13 protein-coding genes are annotated in these 13,060 nt (G+C 66.8%); 7 read left to right on the top strand and 6 right to left on the bottom strand.

Annotation, left to right across the window (positions count from 1 at the left end; all coding sequences use genetic code 11):
- Nucleotides 1–62: 62 nt before the first annotated feature.
- Nucleotides 63–1,430 (bottom strand): metalloprotease PmbA, encoded by a 1,368-nt coding sequence (pmbA, locus tag ACGLHR_RS17725; RefSeq protein ID WP_400095551.1) that lies wholly within the window; start codon nucleotides 1,428–1,430, stop codon nucleotides 63–65.
- A gap of 57 nt (nucleotides 1,431–1,487) precedes the next feature.
- Between pmbA and yjgA the strand changes: the two genes are divergently transcribed.
- Both yjgA and mog read left to right on the top strand, forming a co-directional pair.
- Nucleotides 1,488–2,105, top strand: a complete 618-nt coding sequence (gene yjgA / locus ACGLHR_RS17730; protein ID WP_400095552.1) for a ribosome biogenesis factor YjgA — start codon at nucleotides 1,488–1,490, stop codon at nucleotides 2,103–2,105.
- A 40-nt stretch (nucleotides 2,106–2,145) separates the two neighbouring features.
- Complete coding sequence (gene mog, locus ACGLHR_RS17735; RefSeq protein ID WP_400095553.1) at nucleotides 2,146–2,799, top strand: molybdopterin adenylyltransferase; 654 nt, start codon at nucleotides 2,146–2,148, stop codon at nucleotides 2,797–2,799.
- A gap of 48 nt (nucleotides 2,800–2,847) precedes the next feature.
- On the opposite strand, the gene ACGLHR_RS17740 is transcribed toward mog, so the two are convergent.
- Both ACGLHR_RS17740 and orn read right to left on the bottom strand, forming a co-directional pair.
- Nucleotides 2,848–3,729, bottom strand: a complete 882-nt coding sequence (locus ACGLHR_RS17740) for an AEC family transporter (RefSeq protein ID WP_400095555.1) — start codon at nucleotides 3,727–3,729, stop codon at nucleotides 2,848–2,850.
- A gap of 67 nt (nucleotides 3,730–3,796) precedes the next feature.
- Nucleotides 3,797–4,441: an oligoribonuclease gene (gene orn, locus ACGLHR_RS17745; RefSeq protein WP_400095557.1), complete on the bottom strand. Its 645-nt coding sequence runs from the start codon at nucleotides 4,439–4,441 to the stop codon at nucleotides 3,797–3,799.
- Between the two features lie 195 nt (nucleotides 4,442–4,636).
- On the opposite strand from orn, the gene ACGLHR_RS17750 reads away from it, so the two are divergent.
- Genes ACGLHR_RS17750 through ACGLHR_RS17760 form a run of 3 tightly spaced genes read left to right on the top strand, consistent with a single transcriptional unit; the run spans nucleotide 4,637 to nucleotide 7,275 of the window.
- Nucleotides 4,637–5,884, top strand: coding sequence for a M48 family metallopeptidase (locus tag ACGLHR_RS17750; RefSeq protein ID WP_400095558.1), 1,248 nt, complete (start codon nucleotides 4,637–4,639; stop codon nucleotides 5,882–5,884).
- On the top strand, nucleotides 5,881–6,912 hold the full coding sequence (gene rsgA, locus ACGLHR_RS17755; protein ID WP_400095559.1) for a ribosome small subunit-dependent GTPase A: 1,032 nt from the start codon (nucleotides 5,881–5,883) through the stop codon (nucleotides 6,910–6,912). Before ACGLHR_RS17750 ends, rsgA begins: the two co-directional genes overlap by 4 nt.
- Before the next feature lie 54 nt (nucleotides 6,913–6,966).
- Nucleotides 6,967–7,275 carry a putative signal transducing protein gene (locus ACGLHR_RS17760; protein WP_267603904.1) on the top strand — a complete coding sequence of 103 codons (309 nt, stop codon included), beginning with the start codon at nucleotides 6,967–6,969 and terminating at the stop codon, nucleotides 7,273–7,275.
- Nucleotides 7,276–7,333: 58 nt separating this feature from the next.
- On the opposite strand, the gene ACGLHR_RS17765 is transcribed toward ACGLHR_RS17760, so the two are convergent.
- Entirely contained in the window at nucleotides 7,334–8,326 is a 993-nt protein-coding gene (locus ACGLHR_RS17765) for a CobD/CbiB family protein (protein WP_400095560.1), read from the bottom strand.
- Between the two features lie 159 nt (nucleotides 8,327–8,485).
- On the bottom strand, nucleotides 8,486–9,184 hold the full coding sequence (locus ACGLHR_RS17770) for a pirin family protein (RefSeq protein WP_400095561.1): 699 nt from the start codon (nucleotides 9,182–9,184) through the stop codon (nucleotides 8,486–8,488).
- A gap of 151 nt (nucleotides 9,185–9,335) precedes the next feature.
- Between ACGLHR_RS17770 and ACGLHR_RS17775 the strand changes: the two genes are divergently transcribed.
- On the top strand, nucleotides 9,336–10,259 hold the full coding sequence (locus tag ACGLHR_RS17775) for a LysR family transcriptional regulator (RefSeq protein WP_400095563.1): 924 nt from the start codon (nucleotides 9,336–9,338) through the stop codon (nucleotides 10,257–10,259).
- 26 nt (nucleotides 10,260–10,285) lie between these two features.
- Nucleotides 10,286–11,218, top strand: coding sequence for a tRNA glutamyl-Q(34) synthetase GluQRS (gene gluQRS, locus ACGLHR_RS17780; RefSeq protein ID WP_400095564.1), 933 nt, complete (start codon nucleotides 10,286–10,288; stop codon nucleotides 11,216–11,218).
- Between the two features lie 92 nt (nucleotides 11,219–11,310).
- On the opposite strand, the gene ACGLHR_RS17785 is transcribed toward gluQRS, so the two are convergent.
- Nucleotides 11,311–12,804 (bottom strand): DEAD/DEAH box helicase, encoded by a 1,494-nt coding sequence (locus ACGLHR_RS17785; protein WP_400095566.1) that lies wholly within the window; start codon nucleotides 12,802–12,804, stop codon nucleotides 11,311–11,313.
- Nucleotides 12,805–13,060 lie beyond the last annotated feature (256 nt).

Below are 13,060 nucleotides of genomic sequence, written 5' to 3' on the forward strand. Positions count from 1 at the left end.
TTTGAGCGACCCTGACGTTGTTACCCGCGCGGCGGCCTGTTTCCAGGCCGCCGCTGTCGTTTTTAGTTGCCGGCGATAGTCATCTGCTCGATCAGGACCGAGCCCGTTTCCTTGGTGCCGCGCACCAGCGAATCGGCGCCAATGGCCACGATCTGCTGGAACATTTCCTTCATGTTGCCAGCGATGGTGATCTCTTCCACCGGATACTGGATCACGCCGTTCTCGACCCAGTAGCCCGACGCACCGCGCGAGTAATCGCCCGTCACGTAGTTCACGCCCTGCCCCATCAGCTCGGTCACCAGCAGGCCGGTGCCCAGCTTGCGCAGCATGCCGGCGAAATCGTCTTCCGGCGTGGTCAGCGTGCTGGAAAGCGTCAGGTTGTGCGAGCCGCCGGCATTGCCGGTGGTCTTCATGCCCAGCTTGCGCGCCGAGTAGGTGGAGAGGAAATAGCCCTCCACCACGCCGCCGCGCACCACATCGCGCGCGTGGGTCTTCACGCCTTCTTCGTCGAAGGGCGCGCTGCCCATGGCACCCGGCAGGTGGGGCTGCTCGTGGATATGGATATGCGGCGCAAACACCGCCTTGCCCAGCGTGTCGTGGAGGAAGGTCGACTTGCGGTACAGCGCGCCGCCGGACACGGCCTGCACGAAAGCGCCGAGCAGGCCGGCCGCCAGAGGTGCCTCGAACAGCACCGGGCAACGGCGCGTCGACAACTGGCGCGCATTCAGGCGGGCCAGCGAGCGTTCGGCGGCATAGCGGCCGATGTCCTCAGGCGCGGCCAGCGCGCCGGGAGCGCGCTTGGACGAGTACCAGTCGTCGCGCTGCATGCCGCTGCCGGTGCCGGCGATCGGCGCGCACGAAATAAAGTGGCGGGAATACGGGTAGCCGCCAGTGAAGCCGCGCGAGGTGGCCAGCACGAACTGCGAATGCTGGGCCGAGACGCTGGCGCCGTCGCTGTTGCGAATGCGCGGCGAGACCGCGAAGGCGGCCGCCTCGGAGCGGCACGCGAGCTCGATGGCTTGCTCGGCGTCGATATTCCAGGGGTGGAACAGGTCGAGGTCTTGCGGGTCGCGCTCGAGCAGTTCCTCTTCAGCCAGGCCGGCGCAATCGTCTTCCGCGGTGAAGCGGGCGATGTTGTAAGCCGCCTCGGCCGTGGCGCGCAGGGCAGCCGGCGAGAAATCCGAGGTGCTGGCGTTGCCGCGCCGCTGACCGATCATGACCGTGACGCCCATTACCTTGTCGCGGTTTTGCTCGATGGTTTCCACCTGGCCCTTGCGCACCGACACCGACAGGCCGCTACCCTCGGAGATCTCGGTAGCCGCGTCGGTGGCGCCCAGCTCGCGTGCCACCCGCAGCACATCGGCGGCCATCTCGCTCAGCTGGGCCTGGGTATAAGTGAAATGGGTGGTCTGGTCTGCGGATTGATCCATTGTGGGCGCGGTCATCAAAAGTCCAAACAGGAATCATAGCAAGATAAAATGCCAACCATGACGCGAAACACCCGCCCCTCCCCCCGGAACGCCTCCGGCTTCCCCGACCCGTTCACCCCCGAACCGGCCGACGACGACGACATGCTCAAGAGCAAGTCGCAGAAAAAGCGCGATATGCTCGCCCTGCAGGACCTGGGCGTGGAACTCGAAGCCCTGCCCAAGGACCGCCTGGCGCGCGTGCCCATGCCCGAAGCGCTGGCCGACGCCATCCGCGACGCGCGGCGCATCACCAACCACGAAGGCAAGCGCCGCCAGATGCAGTTCGTCGGCAAGGTCATGCGCAGGCTGGACGATGACGAGGTGGCAGCCATCCAGCGCGTGCTGGAAGGCTTCAAGGGCACCAGCAAGGCCGAGACGGCCAAGCTGCACCTGGTCGAGCGCTGGCGCGAACTGCTGCTGGCGGACGACGCCGCGCTGACGAAATTCCTGGCCGAGCATCCGGCCAGCGACGTCCAGACGCTGCGCAACATCATCCGCAATGCGCGCAAAGAGCACGAGATGAGCAAGCCGCCGCGCTACTTCCGCGAGCTGTTCCAGGCCATCAAGACCGCGCTGGAAAGCAAGCAGGCCGCAGCCACCGGCGAGCAGGAACCCGAGCCGGAAGCCGGCGAATAACCGACAACCAACAAGCAGCAACCAAGGAAATGGGGACAAGATGACGCAAACCACAACGCCCGCGCTGGTCCATCCCGTTGCCCGCAGGCACCCGGAAGAACTGCTGGTTGGCTTTGTCGCGATCTCCGACCGTGCCTCGAGCGGCACCTACCAGGACGAGGGCATCCCGGCGCTGCGAGACTGGTTCGGGCGCGCCCTGACCTCGCCCTGGAAGGCCGTGGAGCGTCTCATCCCCGACGAGCAGGCGCTGATCTCGCGCACGCTGATCGAGCTGGTCGACGTGGCCGGCTGCGATCTGGTGCTGACCACCGGCGGCACTGGCCCGGCCCGGCGCGACGTCACCCCCGAGGCTACGCTGGCGGTGGGGACCAAGGAAATGCCCGGCTTTGGCGAGCAGATGCGCCAAGTGAGCCTGCACTTCGTGCCCACGGCCATCCTGTCGCGGCAGGTGGCGGTGATTCGCGAAACCGCCAGCCGCGCGGCCCTGATCATCAACCTGCCGGGCCAGCCGCGCGCCATCCGCGAAACCCTGGAAGGCCTGCGCGGCGAAGACGGCAAACCCATCGTGCAAGGGATCTTTGCCGCGGTGCCCTACTGCGTCGACCTGATCGGCGGCCCCTATATCGACACCGACGAAGCCGTGGCCAAGGTGTGGCGCCCGAAGCACGCGACCCGCGCCAAGCCCGCGGCGTGAGCCAACTGGGGGGGCTTGAAGCTAGCGCAGTTAGTGCGGTTAGTGCAGTTAGCGCAGCCCCAGATACAACCCCACCGGCACGAACACCACGGCAGCGACATTGCCCAGCAGCACGATCGACGCCACCTGGTCCGGCTCCTGCCGGAAATGATCCGCCACCAGGAAGTTGAGCACGGCCGGCGGCAGCGACGCGAACACGAACAGCAGCCCGCGCTGGAGCTGGGTCAGCGGCACCACCTGCGCCAGCAGCAACGCGCAGGCGATGCCGGTCAGCGGACAGACCACGGCGCCGATCGCGCCCATGCCCCAGTTGCGCAGGCTCACGTCCTTCATGCGCACGCCGAGCGCGAACAACATCAAGGGCACGGTAGCGTCGCCCAGCAGCTTGATCGACTGGAACACAGGCTCAGGCAACGAGAACCATGGCCGCGCCAGCGACAAACCCACCCCCGCCACCGTTGCCAGCACCATCGGATTGCGCGCGATCTGCGTCATCGATGCGTGACGGTTGACGACCTTCATGCCGATGGTGAAATGCATCAGGTTGGACGCGGCGAACAGCGCCACCGCGGGAGCCAGCCCGACCGGCCCGAACGCGAACACCGATAGTGGCAAGCCCATGTTGCCGCAGTTGTTGAACATCATCGGCGGCACGAAGGTGCGCGGATCCGCCCCCAGCAGCCGCGCGCCAAGCCAGGCCAGCAGCCCCGAGCCCAGCACCACGGCGACCGCGCAACCGAGCAGCACAAGCTGGTCGGCCAGCACGAATTCCTTGCTGACGAAGGCGGACACCACCAGCAGCGGCGCGATCACATCGAGCGTGGCGCGGTTGATCCCGGACATGTCGGGATGCGCGCGGCGCCCGTATAGCCAGCCGACCAGGATGATCAGGATGACCGGCGTGATGATCGAGACGATGCGCGCGAGCATGGGCGGGCTGCCGTTAAGCCAAAGCGCCCCGCAGGGCGCCTTGGCAATGACATGGGTGGGGGAAGAATCAGGCGGCCGGGGAAGCCGGCGTTGCGCTCGCCTCGGCCGCGGGGGCGGCCGCCGGCGCCGACTGGCGGATGAAGTGCGTGCGGTAGTAGCGCAGCTCTTCCACGGACTCCAGGATATCGGCCAGCGCGGTGTGCAGCTGGCGCTTGATGAAGCCCTTGTGGATGGCCGGCTCCCAGCGCTTGCACAGTTCCTTCAGCGTGGAGACGTCGAGGTTGCGATAGTGGAAGAACGCCTCCAGCTTGGGCATGTAGCGCGCCATGAAGCGGCGGTCCTGGCAGATCGAGTTGCCGCACATGGGCGACTTGCCGGCCGGCACCCAGCGCTTGAGGAAAGCCAGCAGCTCGACCTCGGCCTGCGCCTCGGTCAGGGTCGAGGCCTTGACCCTGTCGATCAGGCCCGAGCGGCCGTGGGTGCCCTTGTTCCAGTTGTCCATGCCATCGAGCACGGCGTCTTCCTGGTGGATCACCAGCACCGGGCCTTCGGCCAGGATGTTGAGTTCGGAGTCGGTCACCACGATCGCGATCTCGATGATGCGGTCCGTGTCAGGCATCAGGCCGGTCATCTCCATGTCCAGCCAGATCAGGTTGTTTTCGCTCTTGACGGATTTGACGCCGCTGGGGACGTGGGTATTTTGGCTGGTCATCTGGACTGCAATCGAAAGAGAAGCAAAAGGGGGCGCGCCCGAGCCCCGGATCAGGAACAGGGGGCTGCGGGCACGAACAACTTATAATTCTCGCATATCCGCCGCCGCAGCCGGTTCCAATGCGCCCGGAAACCCGCTTCGGCGGTCCGGCCGCCACCGCGCACGCCAAGGCTTCCCACGACAAGGCCCTGCCCGATGTTCACGTTTCTGTTCCTAGCCGCCCTGATGCTGATGGTGCTGACCAAGCTCTGGCTGGCCGCCCGCCAGGTGCGCCATGTGGCGCAACACCGTCATGCGGTCCCTGCCCGCTTTGCCGACACCATTTCGCTGTCCTCGCACCAGAAGGCGGCCGACTACACCATCGCCCGCACCCGGCTGTCGATGCTGGAGGTGCTGGCCGGCGCCGCGCTGCTGATCGTGCTGACCATGCTGGGCGGGCTGCAGTGGATCAACCAGTTCTGGATCGACACCTTTGGCCCGGGATACGCCTACAGCGTGGCCCTGATTGCCAGCGTGGCCGTGATCGGCGGCCTGGTCGACCTGCCCTTCTCGCTCTACGGGCAATTCGGCATCGAGCAGCGCTTTGGCTTCAACCGCATGAGCTGGAAGCTGTACCTGGCCGACATGCTGAAGATGACCGCCGTTGGCTGCGTGCTCGGCCTGCCCTTGCTGCTCGCCGTGCTGTGGCTCATGGCCCATATGGGCGAGTACTGGTGGGCGTGGACCTGGCTGACGTGGATCGCCTTCACGATCTTCGTGCAGATGATTGCCCCGTCGGTGATCATGCCGCTGTTCAACCGCTTCGAGCCGCTCGCCAACGCTGCGCTGGAAGCCCGCATCACGCGCCTGCTGCAGAAGTGCGGCTTTCGCAGCCGCGGCCTGTTCGTAATGGACGGCAGCAAGCGCAGCGCGCACGGCAATGCTTACTTCACCGGGTTCGGCGCGGCCAAGCGCATCGTCTTCTTTGACACCCTGATGGAGCGCCTTGCCGACGACGAGATCGAAGCGGTTCTCGCGCACGAGCTTGGCCACTTCAAGCGGCGCCATATCCTCAAGGGCATGCTGGTCAGCTTTGCACTGAGCCTGGTCTTCCTCGCCGCGCTGGGCTGGCTTTCCAGCCGCACGTGGTTCTACACCGGCCTGGGCGTGCTGCCCAATCTTGGCACCACCAATCACGCCCTTGCCCTCGTGCTCTTCTTTCTGACCTTGCCGGTGTTCACCTTCCTGCTCGGTCCCCTGGCGAGCCAGACCTCGCGCCGCCATGAGTTCGAGGCGGATGCGTTTGCGGCCGGCCAGACCGATGCCGGCCACCTGGTCTCGGCCCTCGTCAAGCTCTACAAGGACAATGCCTCTACTTTGACCCCCGACCCGATCTATAGCGCCTTCTATTACTCGCACCCACCAGCAGCACAGCGGATCGACCGCCTGCTGGCGCACGCATGAGCCGCGCCGCCAGCCGGGGAGGCCCGCAGCGCGCCGCAAGCCCTGCCAAAGCCAATGCCAATGGCGCCGCCGCCGAGGAAGCGCTGATCGTTGCCGCGCACGGCCGCCACTATGTGATCGAGCTGGACGACGGCAGCCGCCTGCACGGCTTCCCGCGCGGCAAGCGCAGCGAATGCGCGGTCGGCGACCGCGTCACCATCGAGCGCGCCGCGTCCGACCAGTGCGTGATCACCGGCTTCAAGCCGCGCAAGAACCTGCTGCATCGATCGGACCAGTTCAAGTCCAAGCTGCTCGCCGCCAATATCGACCAGGTGGTGATCGTGCTGGCGACCGAGCCGGGCTTCTCGGAAGACCTGCTGGGCCGCGCGCTGGTGTCCGCCGAAGCACTGGGCATCCGCCCGCTGATCATCCTCAACAAGATCGACCTGACCGAGCGGCTGGAAGAAGCGCGCGGCCGGCTCGAGCTGTACCGCGGGCTGGGCTACGAGACGCTGTTCCTGTCGGTGCACGGATCGCCGGAAGATACGCTGGCGCAACTGCGCCCGCAGCTGGCGCACCGCGCCAGCATCCTGATCGGTCAGTCGGGCATGGGCAAATCCTCGCTGCTGAACCTGCTGATCCCGGGCGTGGAAGCGCAGACGCGCGAAATCTCCGCCAAGCTGGATTCGGGCAAGCACACCACCACCTTCACGCGCCTCTACCACCTGCCCGCCAGCGTGGATGGCGAAGTGGACAGCGAAGTGGACGGCAAGGACGGCGTGGATCCGCAAGCGCGCCAGCGCGGCTGCCTGATCGATTCGCCGGGCTTCCAGGAGTTCGGCCTGCACCACCTGAGCGAAGGCATGCTGGAGCGCGCGTTTCCCGAGTTCCGCCCGCGCCTGACCGAGTGCCGGTTCTACAACTGCCACCACATCAACGAGCCTGGCTGCGGCGTGCTGGCGTCGATGAAGGCCGGCGAGATCTCGGGACGGCGCCACCAGCTCTACACGCAACTGCTGCACGAATCCCGCCAGCAAAAGCCGTGGTAAGGTAATCGGGTGCGCCGCATGCGGGCATACGAGCATGCGGCGCACCCGATCCCGATGAAACTACTGCTATCCACCCCATCGCTGGTCCATGCAGCGCACTGCCAGAACGTGCTGGAGGCGGCCGGCATCCGTGCCGACCTGCGCAATACCTGGCTGGCCGGCGCCATGGGCGATATCCCGTTTCGCGAGAGCGCGCCCCAGGTCTGGCTGATCGACGATGAACGGGAGGCCGAGGCCTGGGAGGTATTGCGCGCCGCCGCCAATCCGGCGCCGGGTCCGCGATGGGCCTGCGTGTCCTGCGGCGAATGGCACGAGGCGCAGTTCGGCTCGTGCTGGCAGTGCGGCGCGCCGCGGCAACCCTGAAGCAAAACGCCCGCGGCAAGCGCGGGCGTCGATGGTCAATGGGTACAGCGGGATTGGCTCAGCCCACCCAGAGCGCCAGTGACAACATCGCCAGCAGCAGCATCCACAGCACCACCGCACGCCACACCAGGCCGATGGCCGATTGCAGCGTGCGCACGTTTGGCTCCATGCCGAATTCCGGCGCAACTGCCTCGGGCTCGGTGTCGTCTTCCATGCCTGGCGCATAGTCCACCGCCGGACCGGCCAGGCTGGTGCGCAGCACCACGGTAGAACTTTCCTCTGCCAGCGGCACGCCCAGGCGCACGCCAAGCGCGCCGCCGCCGCTGGCAAGCAGGATGCCGTTGACGGCATCGTTCCACTTGCGCGCGTGGTTGCGCCATGCGTAGACCGCGTCCTCAAAATTGCCGACGATGGCAAAGCCGACCGAGGTCAGCCGCGAGGGAATCCAGTCCAGCAGGTAGAAGGCGCGCGCGGCAAAGCGGCCCAGCGCGGGGCTGCGCTCCGTGGACGGGATATTCCAGTGACGGGCGAGGTACTCGGCGATGCGGTACAAGACCACGCCGCCCGGGCCGATCGGCACCAGGAACCAGAAGAACACCCCGAACACATGCCGGTGCACCGCCACGATGGCGGCTTCCAGGGTGTGCCGGACGATTTCCGTGACCGGCATTTCGATGGTTTCGAGGCCGGTCCACTGGTGCAGCAGCGCGCGGGCGCGCGGCAGGTCGTCGCGGTTGAGCGCTTCGTGGATATCGGTGAAGAAGTGGCTGAACTGCCGGAAACCGAGGGTGAGGTAGAGCAGCAGGACATTCCACACCAGCGTGAGTGCCACGCTGATGGAGGCCAGCAGGTAGTGCACCACCATGGCGGTCAGCGTGAGCGGCAGCACCACAGTGAACCAGGCCAGCGCGGTATCGCGCGGCCGCCCGGTGTCAAAGGCATGCTCGGCGCGCTCGGCAAGAACGCGCACGATGTCGTAGATCGGATTGTTGCGGCCCAGGGCGCGGAACTGCTCGGCGATCAGCGCGAGGAGAACGGATACAAATGTCATCTCTGGTCTGGGTGTCGATGGCCAGGGCGCATCAGGCGGCGCGTGTGCCGGGCTGATCGCTTATCTATAGCAAGACGATAGCATACGGCAAACCCGCCCAGACAAGGCACCGCAGCCCGCCGGCTGAGCGGGCGGGCTGCAGGCTGCCGAAGCAACGCCTCAGGGCAGATCAAATACCAGCACTTCGGCACCATCGCCGTGGGTCAGGGTCACGGCCTCGGCGCCTTCCAGCTGTGCGGCATCGCCCGCTTCCAGCGCCTTGCCATTGACGGTGACGCGGCCACGCGCCACATGCACATAGGCGCGCCGCTTGGGCGCCAGCGCCAGCGTGGCGGACTCGTCACCATCGAACAAGCCGGCATACAGGCGCATGTCCTGGTGGATCACCACCGAGCCCTCGGCGCCGTCACGGCTGCCCACCAGGCGCAGCCGGCCGCGCTTGTCGGCCGCCGGGAAGTGCTTTTCCTCATAGCCGGGCTTCAGGTCGGCCTTCTCCGGCAGGATCCAGATCTGCAGGAAGTGCGTGGTGTCGTGCGCAGCGTGGTTGTACTCCGAGTGCCGCACGCCGGTGCCCGCGCTCATGCGCTGCACGTCGCCGGGGCGAATCACGCTGCCGTTGCCCATGCTGTCCTTGTGGGCCAGCTCGCCTTCCAGCACATAGCTGATGATTTCCATGTCGCGGTGGCCATGGGTGCCAAACCCCATGCCCGGGGCTACACGGTCTTCGTTGATGACGCGCAGCGGCCCGAACTGGACGTGCCTGGGATCGTAGTAATCCGCGAAGGAAAACGTATGGTACGACTTGAGCCAGCCATGATCGGCATAACCACGTTCACCCGCCTTTCTGATTTCAATCATTTTGACGGCCCTCCTTCAGGCCACATCGGCATCAGGAACCGGTCTAAACCTAGTCCTGGCCTTGCGCTACGTTTCAATACTAGGCAGTTTAGAGCGGCAGGCGTATATTAAGCAGGTCGATCTTAGAAGCATTCATTCAGAATTTCTGAACATGGCACTCTCTCTCGAATCCCTGGAAGTTCTTGACGCCATCGAGCGCAAGGGCAGCTTTGCCGCCGCCGCGCACGAGATGGGCAAAGTGCCCTCCGCGCTCACCTACGTGGTGCGCAAGCTGGAGGAAGACCTGGACGTGCTGCTGTTTGACCGCCGCCGCCACCGCGCCGAGCTCACGCCCGCCGGGCGCGCCCTGCTGGACGAAGGCCGCCACCTGCTGCATGCCGCCGACGACCTGGCCCGCCGCGTCAAGCGGCTGGCCACCGGCTGGGAAGCCGCGCTGACCATCGTGGTGGACGACCTGATCAACTTCCGCGCCCTGCTGCCGGTGATCCAGGACTTCTACAACGAGAACGATGCCACCCGGCTGCGCTTTGCCAAGGAAGTGCTGGGCGGCGCCTGGGATGCGCTGGTCAGCAGCCGCGCCGACCTGGTGATCGGCGGCGCCTACGATGCGCCCAGCACCCAGGGCTTCCAGGTGCGCCCGCTCGGCTCCATGCCGTTTGTCTTCGCGGTGGCCGCGCATCACCCGCTGGCGACCGAGCCCGGCCCGCTGACCACGCTGCAGATCGCCAAGCACCGCATCGTGGCCGTGGGCGATACCTCGCGCAACCTGCCGGCCCGCACCCATGGCGTGCTCGCCGGGCAGGACGTGCTGGTGGTGCCCACCATGCGCGACAAGCTCGAAGCCCAGATCCGCGGCCTGGGGTGCGGCTGGCTGCCGGCGCCCATGGCGCAGCCCTTTATCGAAAGCGGCGTGCTGCAGGCGCGCGAAACCCTGGAGGTGCGCGCCCCCGGCAACTTCAAGGTAGCCTGGCGCACCAACACGCGCGGCAAGGCGCTGCAATGGTGGGCCAACAAGCTGGAAGACCCGCGCCTGGCGCAAGCCCTGCTCCAGCAGCAACCGGGCCAGCCTGACTAACCGCCCGACCCACACCTGTTTTCGCCATGCCTACCCGACCGAGCCCGGCGCCCGGCTACCGGGGCCGCTTTGCGCCCTCCCCCACCGGCCCGTTGCATATGGGCTCGCTGGTCACCGCGCTGGCCAGCTGGCTCGACGCGCGCGCCCACCTTGGCAGCTGGCTTGTACGCGTCGAGGACATCGACTATCCGCGCTGCGTGCGCGGCGCGGACCAGCAGATCCTGCGGGCACTGGCGCGCCTGGGCCTGCATCCGGACGAGCCGCCGCAATGGCAGAGCCGGCGCGAAGCGCTGTACGCCGAGGCACTGCGCAAGCTCGATGCCGACCACCGGACTTATCCCTGTGGCTGTTCGCGCAAGGAGATCGCCGACTCGCTGCTGCACGCGCGCGCGCGCCACCAGACGCTGGGCTATCCCGGTACCTGCCGCGACGGCCTGCATGGCAAGCCGCCCCGCGCCTGGCGGGTGCGGGTGCCGGACGGCGACGCCGCGCTGATCTGCTTCGACGACCGCTGGCAAGGCCGGCAATGCCAGGACCTCGCGACCGAGCTCGGCGACTTCGTGCTGCGCCGTGCCGATGGCTTGTGGGCCTATCAGCTGGCGGTGGTGGTCGACGATGGCCACCAGGGCATCACGCATATCGTGCGTGGCGCCGACCTGCTCGACTCCACGCCGCGGCAGATCCACCTGCAGCATCTGCTAGGGTTGCCCACGCCGTCGTACCTGCACGTGCCGGTGGTGACCAACGCGCTAGGCGAGAAGCTCAGCAAGCAAAGCGGCGCGCAGGCCATCGACGATCTCGATCCGCTGGCGGCACTGCGCATGGCCGGCGCGCACCTGGGCCTGGCGAGCGCGGCGCAATCGGTGCAGAGCTGGCTGAGCGACGCCACGACCGGCTGGGCGGCCTTGCTGGAACGCCTGCCTGCCTTAGCGCACGGCGAAGCGACGACACACACCTGAATGGCATGAAGTCCAAAACAAGAAAGGCGCCCGAGGGCGCCTTTCTTGTTTGCTGCAGCGGCAGCGATTCGCTACGTGTCGCGCCGGCCCGTTCAGGACTTGCGCGGCACGCCGCCGAGCAGTGCCGCCAGCTGCCGCTTGGGCGCCGGACGGCCGCGGCCAAAGGCGGCGGCATTGTTGTCCGTCACGTCGGGCTGCGCGGCAACCGCCGCGGCGCTCGGCTCGTAAGGACGCGTGAAGAAGGAATCGTCGGAGGACGGGCGGAACGCATTGCGCGAGCTGGCCGGATCGTTGCGGCGCGCACGCGGCTCTTCGCCGTCGCCATTGGCGCGCGGGCGGCGCACTTCGGTGCGGGCACGGCGGCGGTCGTTCTCTTCGGCGCGGGTGCCAGCGCCGGTGGGGTCGAAGCCTTCCAGCGGCGTACGCGGGATGCTGCGCTTGAGCAGCTTCTCGATATCGACCAGCAGGCGCTCGTCGCCCGGCACGTAGATCGACATGGCATCGCCGCTGGCGCCGGCACGGCCGGTACGGCCAATGCGGTGGATGTAGTCTTCGGCGCTGAACGGCAGGTCGAAGTTGATCACGCAGGGCATGTCGGGAATGTCGAGGCCGCGCGCCGCCACGTCGGTGGCGACCAGTGCGTCGATCGAGCCTTGCTTGAAGCCTTCCAGCGTCTGCATGCGCTCGGTCTGGGTCTTGTCGCCGTGGATGGCGGCGGCGTTGATGCCCTCGCGCTCCAGGTGGCGCGCCAGGCGCGAGCAGCCGATCTTGCTGTTGACGAAGACGATGCACTGGCGCGACATGCCTTCGGCGGCGCGCTTCTTCAGCAGGTGCACCACGGCGCCCTGCTTGTGGCCGTCTTCGACCTGGAACACGGTCTGGCGCACGTTCTCGTTGGCCGAGTTGCTGCGCGCCACTTCGATGGTGACCGGCTGGCGCAGGTAGCTGGCGGCCAGCCGCTTGATTTCGTTCGAGAAGGTGGCCGAGAACAGCAGCGTCTGGCGCTGTGCCGGCAGCAGGTTGATGATGCGCTGCAGGTCGGGCAGGAAGCCCATGTCGAGCATGCGGTCGGCCTCGTCCAGCACCAGCATCTGCACTTGCGACAGGTTCACCGACTTTTGCTGCACGTGGTCGAGCAGCCGGCCCGGGGTTGCCACCAGGATTTCCACGCCGCGGCGCAGGGCCTCGGTCTGCGGGTTCATGTCGACGCCGCCGAACACCACCGTGCTGCGCAGGTCCGTGAAGCGCGCGTAGCGGGCCACGTTGTCGTAGACCTGGTCGGCCAACTCGCGGGTGGGGGTGAGCATCAGGACGCGCACCGGATGGCGGGCCGGCGAGGCGCTGGCGCTGGCCAGCGGCAGCAGGCGCTGGATGATCGGCAGCGCAAAGCCAGCGGTCTTGCCGGTGCCGGTCTGGGCCGCGCCCATCACGTCCTTGCCCTGCAGCACCACGGGAATCGCCTGCTCCTGGATGGGAGTGGGCTTGGTGTAGCCCTGCTCGGACAGCGCGCGCTGGATGCGAGCATCTAGCCCGAAGCTGTCGAAGGTGATCTCGGGGGTGGTCTGGTCAGTGGTCGTAGTCGTCATGGTTTCCGTGTCTTGCAGGAGGCGAACCCGGCGCCAACGGACACGCGTCTTGAACCGAGCGGGCGAGATCTGCGCATGGATTTAAGGGCCGGCCACGTGGGGCGCGCTGTGCTGGCGCACGCCACTGCAAACCGTCGTCTGTCCGTGCCTTGCGTGGGCCCTTGCGTGGGCAATTCCGCCGCGCGATCAATAGCTCATGTAAATCAAAGACTTAGATTGTAGCATTAGCGGCCCATTTAAGGGTAGTACGGGTGTG

The organism is Cupriavidus sp. CuC1 (assembly GCF_044627735.1).
In the GTDB taxonomy this organism is placed as follows: domain Bacteria; phylum Pseudomonadota; class Gammaproteobacteria; order Burkholderiales; family Burkholderiaceae; genus Cupriavidus; species Cupriavidus ulmosensis.